17 protein-coding genes are annotated in these 24,795 nt (G+C 46.4%); 2 read left to right on the forward strand and 15 right to left on the reverse strand.

From position 1 onward, the window contains the following. Positions 1-15 precede the first annotated feature (15 nt). From V6W81_RS26890 to V6W81_RS26905, 4 genes are all read right to left on the reverse strand, one after another. Positions 16-1,299 (reverse strand): vWA domain-containing protein, encoded by a 1,284-nt coding sequence (locus V6W81_RS26890; protein ID WP_338540908.1) that lies wholly within the window; start codon positions 1,297-1,299, stop codon positions 16-18. Between the two features lie 75 nt (positions 1,300-1,374). Next, the gene (locus tag V6W81_RS26895; RefSeq protein WP_338540909.1) at positions 1,375-3,792 is read right to left on the reverse strand and encodes a transcription initiation factor TFIID; all 2,418 of its coding nucleotides are present in this window, start codon (positions 3,790-3,792) and stop codon (positions 1,375-1,377) included. A gap of 1 nt (position 3,793) precedes the next feature. Then, entirely contained in the window at positions 3,794-7,183 is a 3,390-nt protein-coding gene (locus tag V6W81_RS26900) for a tubulin-like doman-containing protein (RefSeq protein WP_145044473.1), read from the reverse strand. Between the two features lie 18 nt (positions 7,184-7,201). Next, complete coding sequence (locus V6W81_RS26905) at positions 7,202-8,995, reverse strand: vWA domain-containing protein (RefSeq protein WP_338540910.1); 1,794 nt, start codon at positions 8,993-8,995, stop codon at positions 7,202-7,204. A 435-nt stretch (positions 8,996-9,430) separates the two neighbouring features. On the opposite strand from V6W81_RS26905, the gene V6W81_RS26910 reads away from it, so the two are divergent. After that, positions 9,431-10,363, forward strand: a complete 933-nt coding sequence (locus tag V6W81_RS26910; RefSeq protein ID WP_338540911.1) for a hypothetical protein — start codon at positions 9,431-9,433, stop codon at positions 10,361-10,363. Positions 10,364-10,726: 363 nt separating this feature from the next. Here V6W81_RS26910 and V6W81_RS26915 read toward each other — a convergent pair whose 3' ends face one another. The 9 genes from V6W81_RS26915 to V6W81_RS26955 all read right to left on the reverse strand — a co-directional run bounded on the left by V6W81_RS26915 (position 10,727) and on the right by V6W81_RS26955 (position 21,002). Further along, positions 10,727-11,035 (reverse strand): cupin domain-containing protein, encoded by a 309-nt coding sequence (locus tag V6W81_RS26915; RefSeq protein ID WP_338540912.1) that lies wholly within the window; start codon positions 11,033-11,035, stop codon positions 10,727-10,729. Positions 11,036-11,079: 44 nt separating this feature from the next. Beyond that, the gene (locus tag V6W81_RS26920; RefSeq protein WP_338540913.1) at positions 11,080-12,057 is read right to left on the reverse strand and encodes an iron-siderophore ABC transporter substrate-binding protein; all 978 of its coding nucleotides are present in this window, start codon (positions 12,055-12,057) and stop codon (positions 11,080-11,082) included. A 59-nt stretch (positions 12,058-12,116) separates the two neighbouring features. After that, positions 12,117-12,965 carry a helix-turn-helix transcriptional regulator gene (locus V6W81_RS26925; protein WP_145044482.1) on the reverse strand — a complete coding sequence of 283 codons (849 nt, stop codon included), beginning with the start codon at positions 12,963-12,965 and terminating at the stop codon, positions 12,117-12,119. A 200-nt stretch (positions 12,966-13,165) separates the two neighbouring features. After that, positions 13,166-14,368, reverse strand: coding sequence for a hypothetical protein (locus tag V6W81_RS26930; protein WP_338540914.1), 1,203 nt, complete (start codon positions 14,366-14,368; stop codon positions 13,166-13,168). A gap of 78 nt (positions 14,369-14,446) precedes the next feature. After that, complete coding sequence (locus tag V6W81_RS26935; protein ID WP_338540915.1) at positions 14,447-15,640, reverse strand: hypothetical protein; 1,194 nt, start codon at positions 15,638-15,640, stop codon at positions 14,447-14,449. Between the two features lie 335 nt (positions 15,641-15,975). Beyond that, positions 15,976-17,583, reverse strand: a complete 1,608-nt coding sequence (locus V6W81_RS26940; protein WP_338540916.1) for a DEAD/DEAH box helicase — start codon at positions 17,581-17,583, stop codon at positions 15,976-15,978. 444 nt (positions 17,584-18,027) lie between these two features. Next, a complete protein-coding gene (locus V6W81_RS26945) occupies positions 18,028-18,891 on the reverse strand; it encodes an IS3 family transposase (RefSeq protein WP_338543928.1) in 864 nt (287 codons plus the stop codon). An 11-nt stretch (positions 18,892-18,902) separates the two neighbouring features. Next, positions 18,903-19,220, reverse strand: coding sequence for a transposase (locus V6W81_RS26950; RefSeq protein ID WP_111270792.1), 318 nt, complete (start codon positions 19,218-19,220; stop codon positions 18,903-18,905). 330 nt (positions 19,221-19,550) lie between these two features. Then, positions 19,551-21,002, reverse strand: a complete 1,452-nt coding sequence (locus V6W81_RS26955) for a SulP family inorganic anion transporter (RefSeq protein WP_338540917.1) — start codon at positions 21,000-21,002, stop codon at positions 19,551-19,553. A gap of 627 nt (positions 21,003-21,629) precedes the next feature. Between V6W81_RS26955 and V6W81_RS26960 the strand changes: the two genes are divergently transcribed. Continuing rightward, positions 21,630-22,157, forward strand: a complete 528-nt coding sequence (locus tag V6W81_RS26960) for a pilus assembly protein (protein ID WP_338540918.1) — start codon at positions 21,630-21,632, stop codon at positions 22,155-22,157. A 536-nt stretch (positions 22,158-22,693) separates the two neighbouring features. Here V6W81_RS26960 and V6W81_RS26965 read toward each other — a convergent pair. Further along, complete coding sequence (locus V6W81_RS26965) at positions 22,694-24,364, reverse strand: ABC1 kinase family protein (protein ID WP_338540919.1); 1,671 nt, start codon at positions 24,362-24,364, stop codon at positions 22,694-22,696. Then, a complete protein-coding gene (locus V6W81_RS26970) occupies positions 24,365-24,742 on the reverse strand; it encodes a phasin family protein (RefSeq protein ID WP_056702003.1) in 378 nt (125 codons plus the stop codon). Positions 24,743-24,795: the final 53 nt, after the last annotated feature.

The raw sequence follows: 24,795 nt of genomic DNA on the forward strand, positions 1-24,795 counted from the left end.
AAGACCTCCCGATGTTTAGAATCCTTTGCTTCGTGTGTCTCTTGCGCGTCCTCCGAATCCTTCCGCCGAAGCGTTCCCTCTTCTGGCATCGCGCCGGCCGCGATTGCTCCGTGGTGTGTTCTCCTTCATCGGAATAATCCATGTAAACAGGGTCAATACGGAAGCCAGCAGGAGCATTGCGCCAAGCCTTACGAATGCATCGCCGACAGGCGATCCATCCAGCCCCCATTCCAGAAGGAGACCGGCTAACAGACCTGAGACTGCCCCACCAATGCCGAAGCTGAGCGCCAGATGGCGATTATCAAATACCAGTCCAAGTGATACACCCAGCGCTACCCCAATCAACAGCAGGGCAGCTACGCGGAAAATTGCCAGATACATGCTATGCTCCATCATCCCAGTACGTTCCGTAACCAGTGTTCGCTCATCAATCGTATCGTAAATCTGCTGGAATGCCAGGTTAAGCCCACCTGCATCCGGCACATCATAATACAGGCCACCTGTCTGCCCAGCAATGCTGCGCAAAAGATCCGTACCCGAAGGGTCTACCAAGCTGAGTCCCACCGTGTTGACCGCAATCTGTTCATTCACGTATTCCGACAGAATGCCAGACGTATCGACCTCACTCATTCCGTCAGATAACAGTATCGCGACGGTACCACGCTTCGGATCTTGTTTGCCCTTAATCTGTTCCATCGCTTCTTTCAACGCCGCATCAAAGTTCGTTCCCCCTGAGGTCGTCACGATGCTATCGATTTTGTCATATACCTCATTCTTAGCAGCTTCATTATCCAATGCAATGAACGGCTGCAACAGTTCTGGCTCATCCGCAAATGTAATCACGGCTACCTGCTTATCGCTCTCCATCTGGCTAATCAGTGTCTTGGCTGCCTCAAAGCGGCCATTATTCGGATCGGTCTCTGTCATGCTACCTGAATTGTCAATCATGAGCACGATATCCTTAACCTGCTTCACACCGCCTGGATTGATCTGATACAGCAGTTGCACCACTAGCCCCACCACGAATAAGAGTGCAAGCGTTGCGGGGACAAGTAATTTCCATGACAAGCTCAGATATCGCAGCTTCCATGAAGCACCGTTAAGCTTCGGTGAGATCATCTCAGCGAGCAGGCAGAATAGACCTACACTTAGTGCAACAACACCGAAATATAATCCCATCAGCAACAGACGCGGCATCTCTCCAAGCCACTGATGCAGCATGATTTCCCCTGCCGCAAAACCTACTGCTCCGCCAATGAGGCTGAACAGTACCAGGAGAAGATTGATTTTTCGCTGCATGTTCACATGCATCCTTTCTACACCAGCCCTTAATAAGGCTGAATTAATACAAGCGTGAGTGATAACGAAGGCTAGCTACCGCACGGGAGACAGTTTGTCCGCAAGACCTTCAGGATGTAGCTCATATCCGTTATCTGTATAGGAATCGTAATATACCTTGGCATTACGATAGACCATCAGATCTTCGAGATGGAAGCCTCCCATAAGATTCAATTTCTCTACGCCGCTGCTTCGCTCTTCATACACGACACCAAGCTTGTAGATTCGTGAAGTTTCCTCGGCATGTGCCGCGTAGACCATGAAGGCACTATCATGGTCGCCAAAGAAATATTTTTCTTCATACCGATGTTCCTGCGTATAATCGAACACCCTAACACGAACAACAGCCTGATCCTCTAACGTGCGATATAATCGACGGAACAGGTCATCACGAGTCAACACATTTTTGTCCCCATACGTAATCGTGACATTGGCACGCTGTAATAGCTCTTCTTCGAAAGGGACACGCAACGGTTCAGCGCTCAGTAACAGCGCATGACATACGTCCATAAGACGCTCCAATACACGCTCCTTGCCCTGCGTAGCCAGATGGTTCATATCCCCCATATGGCGGTCTTCAAACCATACGGCCCGTCCACGCTTGGCCTCCAGATCCGTGATCAGATCTTCCGTCACTTTGCCGTAATATTCCATGACATTTTGTCCAATGTACTCATCCGCTGCAGCTATGCTCTGCTCGGCTGTCTCGCGCAATGTTTGTTCCAATTCCTCAAGGGATTGGGTGATGCCTCGACTAAAAGCGTGAAGCTGCTCCATCTCCGTATCGTAGATGCGCAGCAATTGCAATTCATTTTCGATCCGTAATAGCTCCACCTTCGGTACATACACTCGCTCAAGGATACAATCGATCACGTTGCGTACATTTTGTTTATCACGGAATAAAGCTCTTTTGAACGGTTGATCCTGCACCTGCTCCTGTAGTCGCTGCTCAAGAACAGCTCGTGCCGACTCAAGCTGCATGGATTTGTCCCGAATCAATCCAAGCAAGCCTTCCCGTACACTTCCCATTCCATGATTACTCCAAACCGCCCACTGGAAGTAACCTACCTCCGGGTGCTCACCCCGGGCTTGTTCCGCCTGCTGACGAAGAGTACCTTCGGTACTCCGCTGACGTACACGTTCTTCGACCTTACGTGCCACATTATCGCGGAAGTACGCCTCGGCTCCATGACCGAACAGCGCTCTCTCCGCTTCCCGTAGCGATAGCGGCTTGAGATCAGCGTAACTGACGTTATGGGTCATGATGCCGCTCATACCGCTGACCAGATCCTCACCTGGTAATAGCCCATCAATCTTACGTTCTATCGTAATCGGATCAAGGCCGAAGAACGAAAGCTTGTCCTTGATGCCCCAATCCTCCGGTTCCTTCCGCATCTGTTCAAGCAGATGCCGGTAGAAGTGATACAGCACAGCAAGCGCTATAGGCTTGTTGGGACGCCTGATCTCAGCATAACCTGCGCTGGCATAACCATGCTGATCTGAGGTGGTGCGAATGTTATTTTTGAATGAGGTATTGTTGTAGGTGTTCGCACCTGTGCTCGAAATGGTGCCAGCAGCATCCATATCCTGTTTACGATTCTTGAGCAAACAGATGCGGCAGATGATCTCGGCATTCTCTATCCACCCACCAGATACCCCTGTGCCCCGTTCATTCTTATCTGACAAAATATATACCAGGTCAAACAGCGGCGAAGCGGGATGGGTGACCGGAATAGAAATACCATCTTCCGTCACGAGCAGACGACCGCTAAAGGTATAGTCCAAGCCCTGCATATAATCAAGCTCTCGCAAAAAGGCCAGTCCTGCTGCGCTTGCATACCCGTATGAGTTCACTTGCTCCATTTCACTAACTAGAACATGCAAATCTGTCTGCACGGATTTGAAGGATTGAGCCAGTATCGTTTCCGTCAATTTCGTAAGCTCAGGCAATAGCACATTCAATGGGTCATCCGCTCTAGTTACAACCGTCACATAGATACGGTCAAACGAAGAATACAGACGCCCGTACTCAGCGATCCGGTTACTCACTTGCCGTAATGTACGATTCAGACCCGCAAGTGCCTGATCCGAATCGTGAAACTGACGGTATATGTCTTTGCGCAATGTTTTGGATGATTCGGACTGTCCCGTAGACAGCGGTAGAATATGACGAGCGACCTGGCTATCCTCAGATCGTTCGCCCCTACGCTCCTCTTGTTGATCCAAGTCTTCTGTTCCAACCTGTACATAAACTACGCCATCCCCGTTATCCCACTTCGTTCGGTTGATTTCACGGACAACAGGTAATGCCGGTGCAACCAGGTCTCCCACGAACAAGAACAAGGCAGGGTAATGGATGCTGCTGCGACCATCACCCAGACTGCCCTGACGTTCCTGCTCCTTCGTATATGATGCCGCGAATTGCTCCAAGCTGTGCTTCATCCCGGCAGCCATCTTACTTCAACCTTCTGCGAATGTCGTTCAGCTTGGACGACATCGTTCTGTAGAACTGATAGATATCCTCGCCATTCGCCAGCTCGACACGTTCGTATTCCAGACGATCACGGGATTCCATGAACAGTGCAGCAAGTTCATCCAGCTTCGCAAGGAGCGGAGCAATATCCTCCGAAGCGGTCAGATCGTTATCCCGGCGTGAAGCTTTGCGAAGCAAGGTGTTCCGATCCTTCTCGGACAATCCACGGAAGTTGCCAAATACCTCATATTCAGCAAAATTACGACTCTTCATTAGATTGGCGAACGGCTCCCATGCATCTTCCTCGGGATCACGATCATAGACATACAGTGCACCCTTCTTCACAATTGTGTCCGTATAGAGGGCTTCAATGAAGCGATCATACCACTGCTCTTCATCCTGATGCTGAGCAAGGATACCTTCAAGCTCAGATACTTTCACTGAGATTGCATTCATCTTCGCCAGTTCCTCGCGTACACGCGCAATCAGTTGCGGAGAACGCACCAGGTTTTCTTTCGCCATGTCTTCATTAATACTTCCGAAAATATCCTTCACGCTGACCCGTGGCAATCCTTCGGATTGCAGACGTTTCAGTTCATTGACTGCCCGTTTCACTTCACCTAGGTTCGGTGTGGTTGATGTCAGACGCATGTCGTAGCTGCCTAACTTCGCGGATAGATCAAACGGCTCTGTCGTTACTACCGCGTAGCGGTTGCTTGTGTTTTCATCCAACGTCTTCGCCATAATGATGTTGTACCCGAGCGCTTGCTCGAATTCGGAACGGACACGGGCATTGTACTGCTTCACGCGACTGTTCTCATACACATCGCCCCATGACTTCTCTGGGATCGGGGATGGAAGATACGTCCAGTTATTTCTCTCCGTCTGTACAAGGTGGCGACCAATGCCCTCTTTGTCGAGAATCGTACGCTCATAACTTTCTTCATATACTTTCAGCGGTGTATACACGAAGAGCGGCACACCGTTACGTGTGTTCAACCAGAAGATTCGGTTACGAACCTCGCTCTCCTTGACCGTAAAGTGAGACTTCCCTACCGCATTGTTCTGATAATTGCGAATACCTTTGAGAATACCCGGTGCCTGTGTTGGTACGGATACGAATCCCCATGATGGGAAATGAAGGCTGCCTGTGCTATTGCTCAGGTTAAATACCGGCACCGCTTCATCATCCAGTTTACCTGCGATATGCCGTTCTACGAACTTCTCAACAGACTCATCCTGACCATACTTAATCACGAGGAAATCTTCCATTGAACGGGTAATCAGATCGCCAAACTTCTCGGTCAAGAAGTCGGAGATGGAACTTACCACGTCAATCTCGTTCTCCTTCACCCATTGGTTGGAGTTCTCCAGCAGTTCACGCGAGAAGTCACGGATCAAGTCATCCGTATCACGCTTATCTAACAATCCATCCACGACGCTGACGATATCCGGTACACTTACCACGTTCCAATAATATGTCTTGTTGCCTTTGTGGTCTGCCTGTTCTTCCCCACGGGTTAGAATATCTCCATTCTTGGAGAAAATCGAGCTGAGTGCATTCAACGTCTCACTAAATACGTTATAGATGCGGCTGTTCTCTTGGTTGAGCAGTTCATACAGATCCTCATAGAACTCAATCATCTGTTCGTTCCGCTCTACATCAGCGTGCAACCAGTACTCATGAATTTTAGCTTCAATATAAGCATTCTTTTTCTTCTCTTTGGAGACGAAGGCGCTCTTGGCATCACCAAGCTTCTCTTCAGACTGTTCTTGGGCAGCCTCGATATCGCGTGGAATGCGGAAAGCATTCTCCCGTAAAGTCTCAATGTACGATTGGATCATCTTGAGAATACAGAAGCCTTTCTCCGTATAGATGAGACGAGAAACATAGAATGGCCCCTGCTCTGGATGCAGGAACATCCGGCGAATCTGTTCGGTGAATTGCCCTGCAATCTCACCCGGATGCTGTTTCTTCGCTTTGATATATTCTTCACGTGCACGTGCTAGGAAGTTCTGTTCCAGCTCCGTGTCCATGTTCACCACTTGGGATTTCACGACATTGTTGTAGGACAGACGTTCACTGTTCTGATAACCTGGTAGCGGCTCCGGCACGCGGGATTCAAATGCCTTCACTACGCTTTCGAGATCAATGCCTAACTTACGGGCGAATTTCTCGGTATCTTCCTGATTCGGTGCTTTGGAGAACATCGTGCTCATCTTATCGAACATCCGGTAAGCCAGATATGTCGTCATTTCTTCAATCGGCAGTACAGCCGAGGATGCACCGATGATGTTGTAATCATAGTTCGCGGGGTATACCTTGTTCATCTGTGCAATGTTGGTACGAATGTTGCTAATGTAGTCATGGATCGCGAACTCTTCACCAGACTGCTTCTCTTCACTCGCCATGAAGTTAGTGATATTCTCTGCCGTAACATTCATACAGTAATCGTACGCATTCTCCAGCAATTTGCCTTCCGTGTTCGTGGCTGAGATCAAGTGACACAGGTTAAACGGTGGCAATGGCGAGTTAACGGTCAGGATATTACCGTACTTCTGAGTAAAACGTTCACCGCGGCTGTCCACGTTCATCCAGTAGTCCAGCTCTTTAAGCGCAGCATAACCGTTCTTGCGGATATACTCCCGCGTATGCTCACTCAAGCTTTTGTTAGACAAGTTCACGTCTGGCGTGAACAGGTAGCCCAGTGTATTGACGCGGTCGATCCCCGCTGAGCCATGATCACGTTCGATGATGCCACGCACAATATAGGAGATATCGAGGAAGCACCCACTGCCAGTACCCCCGGACAGACCTGTAAGCAGGAACACCATCAATTTCTTATTCGTACCTACGGAAAGGGTCTTAATCTTCTTATCGATGGCTTGCACCACTTGGTTGATCTTCGTGAACAATAGCAGACGACCTGCCTGACGAACGCCTGCAGCTCCGTTCATGCCATCCGTAATGCTCAGCTCTGGCGAGAGCCAGTCCGTAATATAAGGCTCCAGTACACTGCGGTTCTGCAGCAATCCGCCAATCTCGGCATTGGACAGTAGCACAAATTCATTAATCGGGTCTAGACCGATTCCTTTATATCTCTTCGCACGATCCTGTTCGTTCGTTTCGAATGCGAGAAACTCGACATTGTCTGGCTTCTCCATTTTCTTCTTAGACACTGGATCTTGAGGCAGCTTGAAGCGACGATTAATCTGATACTTGAGACGAAGCAATGCATCGATCCCTGTTCCCCCAAGACCAATAATCAACATCGGGTTATCGATGGTATCAACCCTGATTTTTTCGCTGACAATTCCTCCGCCAAGCGATACATCCAGTTGCTGAATATGTTCTCTAACAATCGGTTTCATTCCATGTCCTCCCTTTGGTTACTCTAAATATTCAATCAAAATTGTTTTATCCGCTTGTTGCAGTGGGATGCTCAGCCGATCACCGTTCTTCAGTTCAACGCCTGAGCTTGCATCAACCGCACGACCGGATTTCTCCAGCGTGCCTCCTGCCGTGTTGCGTATCATAATCCGGTCACCATTGCCGGGTGTAAATATATATTTTTCGGTTTCCTTAAGTTCAGGGTCTAGTTGCAGCAATTGATGTAGATGGAACTTGCCCCGGAACGATGCTAGCTTTTTGTATTGTGGATAGGACTTGTCTCCCGTGTTCTCATCACGAATCTCGACGACCATCTGACCGACAAACCCACGATTTTTACGTTTCAGCCAGCCCATCAGGAACCAGCCTCCAACCGCTACAACGATCAGAGCGATGACACCCAGAATGACCGGTAACCATGGGAACGGCTTGTCCTCTCCACCGGCTGATGTCGTTGGCTGAGTTCCGCTTCCCGCTGCTCCGCCCGCATTAATGATGACTGGAGCGCTCTCGCGGTAAAAGCTATCTTCCTCTGCCCGAATAACTAATTCATATTGATGGTTATCCGGAACGGTGAACGTACCAGCAAATCCATCTCCCGTGTTCTCGATTGGATGTTCCTCACTTTTACCTGTATCCACATCGTTGATCACCAGCGTTGCCTTCATGTCCGCATACAAATCTTGATCCTGTAATGGTTGACCGCCATTCTCCAGCTTCGCGGTTAGATCGATCTTGTCGCCTTTTTTATAGGACTTGGTCTTAATTGGATCCACGACGAGTTGCAGATCGTAGTTAAACAGCAGATTGATATCGATACTGTCCTTCGGAGCCCCTTTGACTCGTAGCTTCCAATCTCCCTCCTCTGGTTTGAGCAGCTTCACCAAGGAATAGCTCTTCGAAGTGGATAGCTTGGCTGCATCGGAGTTCAGATCGACAGCCTTGCCAGCTGGATCGGTCAATTGAATCTCGACTAGCTTCGATGACATGATCGAGATATTAGCTTCTAACACACTATCATTCGGCACGTTCACGGTAACTTCCTGATAACTGCCGTTTCCCGTAATGGAAGGCAGCTTTACGACATTTAATTTGGCATGATCTGCGAATATTTCGCTAAGAATCTGTGGCAGATCATCCGGCGTATCGGTGATAAAGGACTTACCGCCTGTCTGATCGGCTAGGTCAGCGAGTGCATCCTTGTTCAGTTTGCCATCGGCATTCAGACCGATTGTATACACGGGAATGCCTTGTGCTTGTGCTTCCTTAACGGCTATGTCCAGATCCGCATCGGACTGTGCCTGTGTACGCCCTTTTGTTTTGTTAAAATCGTTGTTACCATCCGCCAGTAGCACGATCATCGGGGAATGAGACGGGTCAGCACCATGATTCAGGATATTCACAGCCTCGGCGACACCTACTGAAATGTCGGTGTATGGCCCTCTGCCTAGCTGATCAATAAAGTCCTTCAGGTTGCTTTTGTCTGCATCTGACTGGATCTCTAGCATTGCCTTCTCCCGCTCCACCTGATCGGTGTATGCGACAATCCCTACCTTGTCCCCTTGGACAGGTAACATATCAATAAACATTTTCATGGCTTCATTGCTAATCTTGTCACGATCACTTGTGTTCATCGAATTACTTACATCGGCCACAAGTACCGCATCAATTCCGCTTGATTGTGTCTGAGCCGCTACCGCCTGAGGCAGTAACGTCGAAGGCAGCAGTAGCGTTAGTAATACCAGCAGAACCAAGGTTCCACTAAGCCAGCGTATTTTGCGTGTGCGCAGCATGAGGTGTACTCCTTCACGTTTGAGATTAAAATGGGAATAGTTTATTATAGGCGTCAAGCCTTAAGGAAATCTTAACAGTCTACTAATAAATTCTGAAAAGCACCCCTATCTTGAGTTACAATTCTGTAATGACTGGCAAAAATCGACGATTTCAGCCTTTTTGTTGGAACAAATATTCCAACTATGGAAATATGATATAGTTATTGCCATCAAACCGCAATATAACAACGTAGCGTGCGATCACCTTTATTTGTACGCACAATAACGCTATCTAGAGAGGATCGAATTATGGTTACATACGTATGTCTCACCATATTGTTTCTTTTTGTCCTAATTAGAGCAGTTCGATTCTATCTTCACAACCGGAAGCCTGTGACCCGAGAAGATTCAGATCGCACGCTGTACACTATACTGAACGGTGAGCGTGATTAGAGCATGAGCACAAAACAAGTGGTTTCTATTAGACCTTTTAACCGGACGACATATGCCTTTGAAAAGTTGCGTGTGTGCAAGCGATGTGGACAATATACCTGCTTATGGGAAGATGAATGCACATCCTGTGGCCGCAGCACACTGATTCATGTTCAGGTGCATGCTGGCTCACGGGTTAAGCGCCGGATCGCTCGTGATTTCCTATTTACGATTATTCTGGGGTCTGCTGCTACCTATTTTGGTGAGACGACTGACCAAACGATGCTAGCTGCAACCGTGTCTCTACTGCTCATCGGATGGCTCATCTATATTCATAAACGCGCCTTTCCTGTTCAACAACTCCGCCAGATGAAGCGGTTGTTGTACGAGGATCGGGAAAACATTCGTCAGGGCATCAACCGCAACTGGGCGCTAGTCGCCGAAGCCCGCCAGGAGGATGAAGCTCTCGCATACGAGATGCTGCGTGAGATTGGCTCACTCGTATACAATGATCGAATTCGTCTCCAGCAAGTGGCTCTACTTCAATCCTTCGTCCTCCGCAGTGACATGGATTTACAGTTAAAACCACTGCTGCTTCGTAATTTTGAGCGGCTGCTCGCCGAATATATTGGTGAGATTGCTCGGATCAAGCCAGATCTGATTCGTGAAGATGCCATTCGTTACATCGCTACGTACGAGGTGCATATTTTACAGCTACACAATGGCATTCAGATCCTAACTGCAGTGGCGGCCGCGGCTGTACGCAAAAGCAAATATATTGAGTTATTCCCTAGTCTTATTACCCGCTACGCCCGCTTTATTCCCAAGGATCGCTTCATGCGCTTGTATCACACCATAGAACGCTACCCCCACAAAGCGCGAGGTGGACTGGCAGAATCAGTAGGTCGGATATATGACGAGAAATATCGAGATAATTACGCAGACGGGCATGTATAGAAATGAGATATGGACGATGTCATGTCATTTAGTACAAATTGACTCCCTGCATATAGACGAATAAAAGTATACCCACCCCTGCAATTATATCGGCAACAGGTGTGGGATACTTTTAATCAGATACGAGGTGATGAAATAACACGATTCTACAAACAGTCCAGGAGTACTTTAATTCGCATTGTTCATCGAGTAGTATATATGCAGATTAAGAGGGACAGCATTTTGCGGAGGTTAAAGAGGCCAATAACGTTAAGGTAAGCAAATTCTGACTTTTATAGTCCATAGAAGGATCAGGCTTTAGAGGCGAAACAACCCGTTATATTATCATTGTTAGCTCCTCATTTTCGTATCGGCATCGGCAATTCAACGTTTAGGCTCTATTATCATGATGTGAGTTTCCTTTTCGGCAGAAGGCTTCTGTTCAGACCCTCCTGGGACAACAAAGAGCTCACCTTTAGAAATTTTCACTTGTCCATCACGAAAATCAATCAACATCTCCCCTTCAAGAACGATAAACACCTTATCATCACCTTCATGATTATGCCACTCAAAATCGCCCTGAATTTTAACAAGCTTTAAATCATAGTCATTCAATTCACCAATAACTTTTGGAGACCAGAAATCGCTCATTTTAGAAAACTCGTTTTTTAGTTGAATGGATTGGTATTGCATCTTCATTCCTCCTTGTATTATGGACCGTTACAAACGCAAAAGAATTATCGTAAGGAATTGATCATATTTCGTAACGCATATTCGGTAGCTAATGGGCCGCCAGTAATCGCGGAAGTATCCATTAAATAGACATTGTCTTTCTTTACAGCATTAAGGCTGTTCCATACTTGGCTTTGTTCCAAGTTATTCATCAGCGCTTCTTTTTTTGTAATATCACCAATCAGGAAAATATGGTCTGCTTCAATCGTCGAGATTCCTTCAAACGAAGCGAATTCATTATTATTCCCTTTAAATGTCTGATCTGGTGTGAGACCTAACCCCTTTTCTGGGTCAGACGCCAGTGTATAGACAGGGTTACCTTCACCTAGAACATTGAATGTTTTTCCATCCCAAGATACGATAAGCGCCACGGTTTCTCCTGCAATCGACTTCAATGTTTCGCGCCCAGTTGTAATTTCATTCATCATTTCATCTATTACTTTTTCCGCTTTGTCCTCTCTTCCGATGATCTCGGCTACGGTACGAAGTCCATATTGCCAATCTTCATAGATGGCCTTGGTTTGTAGTGTAATGACGGGTGCAATTTTTTCTAGCGCTTCATATTGATCCTCATGGTTTTCTGTGGCAATAATTAAATCGGGGTTCATAGAAATTATTTTTTCAATACTAGGGGACATTTTATCGCCTAATTCTTCAGTAGAATCCAGCTTTCCTTTTAAATAAGTCAGAGAAGAAAGATACTCTTTATCCGTTGAAGAAGCAGGCGGCTCTTCCAATGCAACTAATATCTCAGGATAAAAATACCAGAGTGCAGCTATGTTTTTGGGCTTTGCCTCGATAACAATCTCTTTGCCTAATCCATCCTTAAATGTTCTTGGCCAATCTGCTGCATTTATTTGAACTTCTGATGTAGATCCTACATTGGCTACTGACCCTTTATTCTCAGCAGGTTTTTCATTACAACCTGTCAAAATACCTGCTAATACTATGATTAAGATCGGTAGCACGTTAACTTTCGACATATATTTATTCCTCCAATATATCCTCTGTTGTCTCCTCCCTTAGTGTAGTGCATATATTTTCAAATATGGATGGATGCCTGTTGAATTGAGTATGGATTATCGATGAACTTTCCGCGATACTGCGTGGGGGATATGCCCACTCGCTTCTTAAACACCCTGCTAAAATAAAAGGGATCTGTGATTCCAACAGCTTGTGCAATTAGTTGTACAGGCACGTTGCTTGTAACTAGCATTTTTTGCGCAATCTTTATTCGATAGTTCAGTACATATTCTGCTGGCCCCACACCTGCATGCCTTCTGAACACATAAGAAAGCCGGTTTCTATTTATATTATTTTGTTCTGTTAGTGAAGCTACTGTTATACTTTGATCATAATATTCATGAATATAACTGGATATCCGTTCAAATATAGGAAGTGATTCGGTACTATTCTGCCTGTTCGCTACACATAACAGAGCTTCATTCAGCAATTCTCGAAACAAAAGTTCTGCCTGAAATGAAGAGAGACCTCCTCGCTGATTATACGCATGCCACAGTCGCATCAATATTTCGACAAGCCGTGGAGACTGCCCTGTCAACAACTCAAAATGCTGCTGAGAAAAGCCAGCATGGTTAAAGTTATTCATCTGATATAGAACAAGGATATACTCCCAGTTCGATTCGCCAAAAACTGTATGTGCAAGTTTCATTCTTGCACCGCCATGTACAACTTTCCCTGGTGAGAAAATATAGGGTGTCCCATTAAATTGAAATTGTGTCTTGCCTCTAAGTGGAAATACAAATCCGGGAAACGAATCTGTGTATTCTGCATGGGGAACACCTGGATTTTTAGCATAACGAAATATACCCTCGACTCGAAAAGGGTTTGCTGCAAGAAATTCAGCCAACTGATTAACGTCTATTTGCACAAAGTATTCCTCCCCTCGCGATCAAATCTCTTATTCTGTATGGTAATTCAAATGATTTTGATTATCAATATCATTACATGAGTACTATCCAACCTTTAAACAGTCCTATATGTCTACTAACAAAGAATCGCGAAAAAGGATTGCGACGAAATTCCTGTCGCGACCCTCGTTAGAGAACCATATAAAGAGAATATAAATGGTTATGAATGACTTAGGGATATGGATTCGTCCTGTCTACGACCATCTCTTCCTGCTCTGAGCGGATAGATGAGAATGTATGGAATCCAAACTAACACAGTACATAATATTGCACTACCGGATAAGGAAAGGTGCATCTGTCCAATCACTGTTGTCTCATCACTTCCCCCCAGCAGGATGCTGGTACCTAGGAAATTTAGAAATGTACCGCCTGCGTAGAACAACATATGCTTCCACAGCAACCGTTTCACTAAAATATAGAACAGTACACAACCGATCATGATGATAATAGACGGCATAAGCCATTGATCCGGTTCAATACTTCCAGCCTCTGCAGCTCTTCCCATGAAATAAGCAACGCACCATTGCAGCACAAATACCAGCCAGCCTAGACCTACATTACGCGTTGATGAGTCTCGTCTCTCTTGCTCGTCTTCAGCACGCATTAGTGCGAGTAATTCTTCCTCTTCTTCCTCCGTTAATTCGTCATACTCATCGGCTTCCATTCGTTCTTCCACTCGCTCCAGATACATATCGTGCTGATGGCTCAATTGGTCTGTGTGCGAAAATGCTTCTTGATCCCGATCCATGCGGAGTCTCTTCAATAACTCTGCTTCAGGTACATAACCAACGGTATGGATCGTTGTAAACTTCAATTTGCCCGTTGGTGCAAGACGTTCGATCCATGCTTCAGCATCCTGCTCTTCATAAAATGGCACACTGTGAACTCGATCTTTCATGTTTTGCTGATATACCAAGTGAATGATAGGCATGGTTTGCAGACCCGAAGGTGCTTTATGCACATAAGCATTAAGGCGATCTATCATACGTTTGCCGTAATACACCGTTTGAATCTGAGACCAATCAAATTGGTTCTCCTCGTTCATTTTGGTATGTGGATTCCACTGGCTGTATCTAATTTGGTTATTATGCATCTGCGTCTGACTAAGGTGATTCTCCACCCACGTCTCCTGTTGTAATTGATGATAAGAACGATAGGCTAATACGCCGCCAAAAGGAATTGCACCAAGAAAGAACCACGTTAAAATGGATAGATCTACGAAAAGGAGAATAACAGGCGCAATCACGAGCAGAGCTCCGATAATCATATATGCATACAACGTGGCATAACGGAATTTCCGATACGAAGGTGACATGGATCGTTGCTTCTCGACGAGATCGTGCGAATGGGTATACATACTCATACGAAGTCCTCCTTCTAAAAAGGCGTAAATATAAGCTTTAATTCTATATGTTTTATTTCACGATAATTCATTGTGATGTCACTTGTCTTGGGTAGTGGAGGATTGATCCTCATTTTTATACAGCAATCCTTTGCGCGCCGTTAGCCGATAGTGATAAGCGATTAAAGGCAAAGCAACAAATAAGACACCTAGGAAGCTCACAACACCCATAGTATCTAACATACGTGCACCGGCACTCATATCATCTGAAGAATAGAATGAGACGCTGATAATAACCAGGTTAACCGCAGTGAATATACAATAGATCAACACATGCTTCCAGACAAAAGTCTTTGTTGACAAACCAAATATGACGCCGCCAATAACATAAACCACGATAGGAATAAGGGAAGATACCGGATTGAGATTACCTTGTTCTGCTTGCTCTTTGAGCAGTATGGCTATTCCCCATTGGAGTGCAAATACAAGCCAAGCCCAACCTACATTGCGAAAGGCTTTGACCTTCTTACGTGGAGCCTTTTTCTGTTTCTTTTCAATTTTCGCTGACTGAACACTCTCAATCTGATCCAGAATCATCTTCATCCTGCGCTCATGGTAAGCCTCGTATTGGAGCAGAACATTTCCCGTCCATGATGCCTCTTCCAGATACGGGTCTTCCTCTAGTCCGACGCTAAGCTCTTCTGAATCAAGCTTATCGTTAGAATACATCGTGAACGTTAGTGGAACATCCTGTGAGGACAGCTCATCTAACCATGCCTTAGCTTCAGTCCCTTCATAAAAACGGACGGTACAGATCTTGTTCTGCATCCCCTGACGGTAGATGATATGTATTTCCGGCAGAAACTGATAAAGCATCACATGCTCTCCAAACTTGGCCTTCTTATAGAAATGAGCATTTTTCATCGTATAACGACTCATATACACACGCTGAATAGCGGAACGGTCAAACACATCCTCTTCCGACTCACGGGTTTCCGGGTTCCACCGTATATACCGCACCTGGTAGTCGTCCATTTCCACACGATCCAAATGCCGATTCTTCCACGCATACCGACGCAATGCTCGCCATAAGACGTAGAAAAGCCATAACCCCAACGGCAGCAGAATAAGTGTCAACCAAAGCCACTCTTCCGTAAATATGGTGACCAGATAGATCGGGCCTACAATCATTGCTAATGCAATAAGCATGCCTAATCCACTCATGAGCTGTGTAAATATCCAGTAGAAAGGTTGTATTCTCCGCTGTTCCTGAATCAAACCATGTGTACTCATGTATAACCTCCTAGCCATAAAACGTTCAATATACATAACCAAGATGGGCAATTTTCCCACTTCTTGTATACCCGCCTTCTCCACCTTTGCAACAATCCATCTCTATCCTCGTAAGTGCAGTTCATCTTATAAATAATCCATAACTATCCAATACGTACCAGGATACAAAGCGTTTCTCCCACGGAAAAAAGGGCCACGGCAAACCCCTGCCGTGACCCTTGTTCGAGAACTCGGTACCGTTGTACCGGAGTCCTCTCATATATGAGCCATGCTTACATCCAGCATGGCATCATCTCTACGCCAGCATAGTTGCACCACCGCTGGCGTAATCGATCTTACCGTCCGCGACGTGAATCGCGACGGTCACCCTTCGCTGCGCCGCGCCCAGCGTTGCGCGGGTCGGCACTGCGTCCACCCCAGCCGCCGCTGCTGCTGCGCCCATCGGCGCTACGGCCACCACTACGGCTGCTGCTACGCTCGTCGCCACTACGACCACCGCGGCTGCTGCTACGCTCATCACCGCTGCGACCTGCGCCGCGTCCGCCTTGACCAGCGCCGCGACTGCTGTCGCTGCTGCGCGCAGAACCACGTCCAGCGCTACGCTCGTCCCCACTGCGGCCACCACTACGGCCACCGCTACGTCCACCGCTGCGTCCACCTTCGCTGCCGCGGGAACCACGACCACCACGACCGCCATCTCTGCGGTCGCTACGGCCTGCGCCGCGACGAGCACTGCCTGTACCAGCAGAACGTCCGCCTGAACGCTCGTCATCACCTTGACTGTTGATGGTACGACGAGTTGCTCCAGTAGAAGCTACTGGTCCTTCACTCGTCCACTGAATACGGTTCAGCTTCTGATTCGTACCTTCTTCAATACGCGCAAGCTCCGGTCTATCATGCTGTGTTGCAAAGGTAACAGCAAGACCTGTTCCACCCGCACGACCAGTACGGCCGATTCGGTGAATATAGCTTTCCGCATCATGAGGAATATCGTAGTTGAATACATGTGTTACGCCTTCAACGTCCAGACCACGTGCCGCTACATCGGTAGCAACAAGGATCTGCAATTTGGCATCACGGAATGCTTTCATGACATTCTCACGCTTGGATTGGGACAGATCCCCGTGAAGCTCATCACTTTCGTACCCTGCTTCGCGCAGATCTTGATTCAGCTTGTTGGCACGACGCTTCGTCCGACAGAAGATGATCGCGAGGTATGGGCGATACGTATCAATCATGCCACGAAGCGCATCAAACTTCCCACGATCCGTGCACTCCAGCACCTGCTGACGAATTTGATGGATCGGAATAACCGATTTCGAGGATACTTTGACATCCTCAGGGTCCTTCATGTAGTTCTTAGCCAGCATACGAATGCCCTTTGGCATGGTTGCCGAGAACAGCATTGTCTGACGTTTGTGTGGCAGTTCACGAATAATCGTCTCCACATCATCCAAGAAGCCCATGTGCAGCATTTGGTCTGCTTCGTCCAGCACCAATTTTTTCACGTTATCCAGCTTCAATGTGCCACGGCGCAAGTGATCGAGCAGACGTCCCGGTGTACCAATCACGATCTGAGTACCGTTCTGCAATTTACGCAGCTGCTTCTCTACATCTTGTCCACCATATACAGCAAGCACATGCAGCTTATCATCAATAGCTGTCAGCTTCTTCGCTTCTTCTGTAATCTGCAACGCGAGTTCACGCGTAGGCGCAATAATTAACGCTTGCGGTGAGCGGTCAGATACGTTGATTTTCTGAATAATCGGCAGCAAAAAAGCCAGCGTTTTCCCTGTGCCTGTCTGTGCCTCAGCAATAATATCGCGTCCTCCGAGTAGTACGGGAATCGAGCGTTCCTGTACCGGAGTCGCAACAGCGATTCCCTGATGCTTCAGGATTTCGCACCATTCTGGACGAATGCCCAGTTGTTCAAAGTTTGCCAATCGTTACACCTCTGTATATTCATTTAGATAAGTCCATTTCATAATGACTCGCGTAATAAATTGAACCAGTTTACTTTACAATGACCACTCCGGTGACTTAATAACCATCTAATCAGTGTAAAATGTCTATTTTCAACCTACATAGTTTCTCTTATATCAATCATGATTATGAAATGAATTTTTGAAAAGCAATCCACACGTGCTCTTCTTCTCCATACCCTGTAGTTTACACGTTAGTCAAGCAAAACAAAAGGGGATACCGCTTTCCCCGCTAACTTGTATCACAAATCTCCGAGATTTGTAGCAGGCTGCATATAACGAAGCTATCCCGAATTTCTAACGAACCTAACGCACTCTATTCCAGCGTATTTAGCGATTTGTCATTTCTAACGAACTCCAGCCGCCCTATTACACGATATGGACCTATGTCAAGAAAGTAGACACTTACGCGACGGATTTGTCCGTAAATTTCTTCGCAAAACGAGCAGGGGAAAGATAACCTAGCGCACCATGCATTCGCTTGCGGTTGTAATAGAACTCAATGTACTGGTAAATGGTGTTATAAGCCTCTTCTGGATTCTTAAAACGAGGGTTACAGTGAATGAGTTCTTTCTTCAAAATACTGTGCCAAGACTCGATACATGCGTTATCGTAACAGTTTCCTCGGCGGCTCATACTGAGCTCCATACCATACGATTTCAGTTGCTCCACGTATTCTTTTGACGTGTACTGCGAGCCACGATCCGAGTGATGTAGCAGTCCTGGAGCGGGGCGTTTGGCCCGGTAAGCATCATTCAATGCACCTAGCACCAGACTCGTTTCCATATGGTTGTACAGACGCCAGCCTACAATTTCACGCGTACATAAATCCAGAACACTGGCGAGATATAACCGGCCTCCTCGGCAGGGAATGTAGGTGATATCGGTGACCCATACGGTGTTCGGTTTGGACGTTTGAAATTGCTGGTTCAGCGTATTTGGTGCAATGGGATGATGATGGTTAGAATCCGTCGTTTGGACACGATACCGAGGAGTGTGCACGGAACGAAGATTCATTTGACGCATGTATATACTGACGGTACGGGAAGAGATTCTGTATCCTTCCAGATGGAGCGCATACGTAATTTTCGGACTTCCACACCGCTTCTGGTGGTCGTAGAAATGAAATCGAATACGCTTCATGATCTCAGTTCTCCGGTGCTGCTGTTTACTTGTTCGATCCATCCGCCACTTGTAATATCCGCTCCGTGACACGTGTAACAGAGTGCACATCTTCTCCAAAGAAAACAGGGAGCGATGGTTTTCCAGAAACTGAAACCTTAGCTCTTTGGTTTGCTGAAGATGTGCACTGCTTTTTTTACAATAGCCAGTTCCTCTTGCGTGTCCGCAAGCGTATGCTCTTTCTCTTGAAGTAACCGGCGCATTTCTTTAAGCTCTGCTTCCAGTTCTTTCACTCGATCTACGCTAGCTACGGGCTCATGTTTAAGTTCGCGATACTTGCCCATCCACTGGTGTAATGTACTTTTTGGAATGTTGAGTTCTTCTGCCAAGTCTCCGAGTGTCTTGGTCTGTTCTTGGATAAATTTTACCGTTTGTTTCTTAAATTCTTCATTGTATCGTTGCCGCTGTTCTCCCATGTGGACACACCTCCGTTAGCCTTATTATCCTTCTGTCCGTTATTGGGTGTCCACTTTTTATTCTAGCTCCAATATATCCGCAAAAACAGAGGACATACTGGCGATAATGGCAAATTAACGTGCCTATGATTCGTTAGAAAAACAAAACCATGGACTATCCCCATATAAGACGTGTTAGGTTCGTTAAAACTAGAACAGCGGCACCCTCTCCCAAGTTTACCCTGAGAGAAGTCACCGCTGTAAATAATTTGACTCCACCACTACCAAAACCACTTCATTTAGCTACAAATCATACCATTCTGCCGTGCTTCAAACGTAACTTCAAACGATTTATGAACCATGCCCACCAGATGTGGCGAATCCGCTCCGCTCTAACAAACGTGAGCTTTCCTCATTCAGTCCACGCAGATGAACGGTTTTGCCAAGCTTCGCGTATTTGAACTTCACCTTGCCAATCGCAACAACCGCCGTGTTATCCCAGATATGTGATCCGCCAAAATCAATCGTAATTTCGTCCGGATCAGCCTCAGCGTTGAACTTATCAACAAAATGAGAGGATGAACCGAAGAAAAATGGTCCAACCACGCGGTAAATCTTCTGGCCTTGCTCTTGGCTTGTCTGTACACGGATTTTGGTCTGTTTCCAGCCGAAGTGTAGCACACTGAGTACAACCCCAACCATAACCCCGATCGACAGATCGTGTGTATAGACTACAATTGCTACGGTAATTACCATGACAATGGCTTCTGCCCGAGGTACACGAGCAATATTTTTAACCGAACTCCAGTCAAAGGTTCCGATGCACACCATAAACATGACCCCTACGAGCGCCCCCATTGGCACCTCCTTGACCACATCACTGAGAAGCAGCAACAGAATCGCCAGAAATGCTCCTGCAGTGAAGGTCGATAAGCGCCCACGTCCACCCGACTTCACATTAATGACCGATTGCCCGATCATGGCACAACCACCCATACCACCGAACAAGCCGTTAACAAAGTTAGCGATCCCCTGCCCACGTACTTCTCGGTTTTTGCTACTCTTCGTCTCCGTCATCTCATCCACAATCGTTGCGGTCAATAGGGATTCTAGCAAACCTACCAGCGCCATAGTGAAGGAATAAGGTAACAGAATCATCAGCGTGTCCCACGTCCAAGCGATATTAGGCAAATGGAACATTGGAAGTGTACTAGTCAAATTGCCCATATTACCTACCGTTTTCACATCTAAGTGAAAGACCACGGTAATAATCGTCATGACAATGATCGCGATGAGCGGAGCCGGCACCCCTTTGAAGAATCTTGGCAAAATATAAACAATCGCCAACGTGCCCGCAACCATCGCATACATAATCCAGTTCGCGCCTGTAAAATGCGTGAGCTGTGCCATGAAAATGAGAATCGCCAGTGCATTCACAAATCCGGTCAATACTGAGTGCGGCACAAAGGTTATAAATCGACCAACTTTAAAGATACCTAAAATAAATTGAATAATCCCTGTCAGTATGGTTGCCGCGAATAAATATTCCACGCCATAATCTTTGACGAGTCCAACCATGAGTACTGCCATAGCCCCCGTTGCGGCCGAGATCATACCCGGTCTGCCTCCTGCAATCGAAATCACGATAGCAATCGTAATGGAAGCGTACAATCCAACCATCGGATCGACACCTGCAATGATGGAGAAGGCAATCGCTTCAGGAATAAGTGCGAGCGCAACCGTAATACCTGCGAGCACATCTCCGCGAATGTTGCCAAACCATTGTTGTTTTAACGTATTCATATGTTTCTTGCTGATCCTCCCGCTCTATAAAACCAAATTTATAATGAGTACCCGATCATCGAGAGAACGATTCATCACTGATTTACGAAGGCAACCAGCACAAAATAGCGGAATACACGATCCGCAAATGATCATCTGCACCTGTGGTATGACTTCATAACCATCCGAGACTACTGCACAGCAAAAATATGCAGGTCTACACCGACATCCGTTCCAGTGTGAATCCACCTAAATTCCATCGTTTCAGTCCGGGCTTTGCAATACTGATGAGTCATCATGATACAAGACTAAGGCTTAAAGCTCATGATACTCTTGGTTTTCCCCTCTCAGAAAAACCGGATCCGTTATGTACTGACCTATTATTATAGACAAGGTGCCCTATATGTACGAATACGTTTATGCGGATATAATAACAAATTATCTTTTAATATCTTCCTTTTTCTATAAATTACTCCTATATGCTCTAATTAGTCAAAAAATATAACTTGCTCTTTATGCCGTCATGGTTTAGATTCATAAAAAATACCTTTTATAGTTAATTACACATAACGATTTACATATTATAGAATTAACCGGTCTATCTTGCCTTGTGCCATTTTATATTTGCGATTTGGAGGATTATGTTTCATGAAGAAAAGGGTAACGATCACCTTAGTGTTGACCATCGCACTGACAACAATTATCACATTTATTGTAGGTGTCACCTCAGATAGGTCACATTCCGGCAACTCACAAGACAGCATACTTCCAACGGAAACAACCTACTCGGTGATCCATACGTCCGCAGATGGAGGAGATGAGACTGACCCTTCTAGTAAGGATGCAGATTGGGAACATAAAGCGATTGGCGGTACTTCGGTTCCTAACGCATTTAACATAGATGCTGGTCGTGGACATCTTAAACTCATCATGAAAAATAATAGTATCCATCCAGTCAAAGTCACCCTGACACATCAGGGGAAGACGGATAAAATCTATTTCGAGAAAATAATCGCTGCACACGATACTCTCATCTGGACTAATTTTGAAGAGGGGTATCCACAAGGCATGCGTGGCGGAAATTACGTCCTGCAATGGATCGGCGGTGAACACGCCGTGAATGGCGAGGTTTCGGGTAAGCTCGCATCCAGCATTCATGATTTCTCATTGCGTTAATTTAGCTAGCTGAAGCCTTCAAAAAAAGACCCATGCATGTGTATGGGCTTGGCGTTATAAAATGTTCGGTTTGAAGAATAGAGCGGGCAGAAATAACATGAAGAAGCAAGGTATTTGCCTAAGAGCTTTCTGAAAGAAAGCTAAATGAGAAGCATATACCTATCATGCGATATCCCCCTTATTGAAAGGCAACCCAAAAATTAGGAAAGTTTAGTCGGTCACGAACAGTCTTTCTTCACGCACTTCATAAAAAACTAAACGAGGCTGTCTTCTAGTCACCTATGTGACTTTGAGACAGCCTCGTAATAGTTACTCCCCAATAAATCACGGTTCTACCTATATTTTTGAACTAAACATTTACACCATAACGGAGAGGACAGAAATAACATGAAGAAGCGAAGCGTTCGCCTTTATCCCCGGATTTTCCCTTTGTAAAAGGGATTCAAAAAAATCTGGGGATAACAGCGATCGGAAGGTTATTCTGTCATCGGAGTGGCTAGCGTGTAAATACCCTTATTGTTTATTTCAATATTAGTCTAGAACCGCCCTGATTTAAATATCGAATAGAGCAGAAACGCCACCATCAGAATAGCCACGAGAAATCCAATCTCAATCACGGGAATGTCCCATAGCATCGTTGCTTGATGACTGATCGATGAACCGATAATAAGTCCAACCATAATGATACAGAAGGCAAGGAGTACGATACTGAATGATAGACGGTTACTGATCTGATCCAACCTTCGCAGCAGCGTCTCCAGTTCAGGCACACTGACTTCCAATCGCAGCTTTCCTTTGCTGATAATAGAAGATAACTGTCGTAGCTGGCCTGGCAATCCAATTACACTCTCTGCCATATCGGCCGCACTGCGGAACAGTTTATTTTTGATCCTGCCTGGGCTGAATCGTTCCTTAATCAATTTACGTCCAAAGGGCTCAGCCATATCGACAATACTAAGGTTAGGATCGAGATGCTCGATCACACCTTCCATCGTCAGTAGCGACTTCCCTAACAGCAGTATATCCGCAGGCATCACCACACGGTGCCGCTGAGCCACACCAAACAGGTCATTGAGTGCCTCGCCTACACTGATCTTAGAGAATGGAATATCGTAATATTTTGTTCTGAGCTTGTCCAGATCGACATGTAGCCCCCGCAGATCCATATCATCAGGCATCATGCCCAGCTTCTCAATGGAACGAACCATACTGTCCGTATCTTTGCGCATTAGTCCAATAATAAGTGTAGCTAGCTGTTGCTTCATCTCGTCACTCAGCGTTCCTACCATACCAAAGTCAATAAAGGCTAATCTACCATCCTTGAGCACCATCAGGTTACCTGGATGTGGGTCGGCATGGAAGAAGCCGTGAATGAAAATTTGATTCAATAACGAATCTACCAGCCGCTGTGCAATATCGTTCAGGTCATGTCCTTTTTTAACTAATTGTTCACGGTCATTCAGCTTGATTCCTTCGATATACTCCATCGTCAGCACACGGGAGGACGTCTGATCCCAGTAAATCGTCGGAATCTTCACCTTCTCGTCCGGTTGATATTGCTGTGCAATCTTCTCGGTATTTCTCGCCTCGATGGTATAATCTAGCTCGGCCATAAGAGCCTGTGCATACTCCTCAACCATTTGCGGAATCTGATACTGCTTGACCCAATCCCAGCGTTTCTCTGCCATCGCGGTCAATTCGCGTAAAATATCCAAATCTCGCTGCACAATTCGAGAGATGCCAGGTCGCTGAATTTTGATTGCAACCGCCTCACCGCTCTGAAGTTTACCCAAATGCACCTGACCAATACTGGCCGCAGCTACAGGGGTATCCTCGAACCGGGAGAAGATCTCTTCCAGCGGTATATCCAATTCCTGTTCCAAAATACCCCTGGCCGTCTCCGAAGAAAATGGCGGAACCTGATCCTGCAGTTTCACCAGTTCACGAATGACCGACTCAGGCAATAAATCTGCCCGTGTGCTCGCCAATTGCCCCAGCTTAACGAAAGCCGGCCCCAGCTCCTGCAGCACTAGCCGTATACGCTCACTCAGTGTTTTGGTCGTGTGGGCTTCACGCGACATCCATCGGCGGGGTAAGGCGAGAATTTGGAACAATCCCAATTCCTCGACCATATAACCGAAGCCATGACGCACCAGCGCCATGGCAATTTCCCGGTATCTGCCGACATGTTTAATTCGTACAGCCATCTACTCGATCTCGTTTCCTTTGAGAGGAGGGACTTCAAGTGGAGCAGGGGAGCTATCCGTTTGAAGCTGTGGTGTCTGGTTCAGTTCTGCAAGTTTCTTCTCAAGGAGCGCTACACGTTGCTCTAGACTTGTTACTTCATCTTTTGAAGGTACGCCCACTTCCTGCAGCACACGTTTAACCTGTTCGTGAATCACTCTCTTCAACTGGCCTTGCTCCTCGTCGCCTCGTTCCATCAGACGCTCAACCAGAGCTTTGGATTCACCCGGCGCGAGTTCACCGCGTTTTACTAGATCATCCACTGTTTTTTCAATCTTTTCCTTGCTTACGACGGTAAGACCTAGCCCTAATGAAATCGCCTTTTTGAACAAATCGCTCATTCCTGTCATCCCCCTCTTTCATTAATGCATATATTATACCCCTATTAGAGGTC

It is taken from the genome of Paenibacillus tundrae (genome assembly GCF_036884255.1).
Lineage (GTDB): Bacteria > Bacillota > Bacilli > Paenibacillales > Paenibacillaceae > Paenibacillus.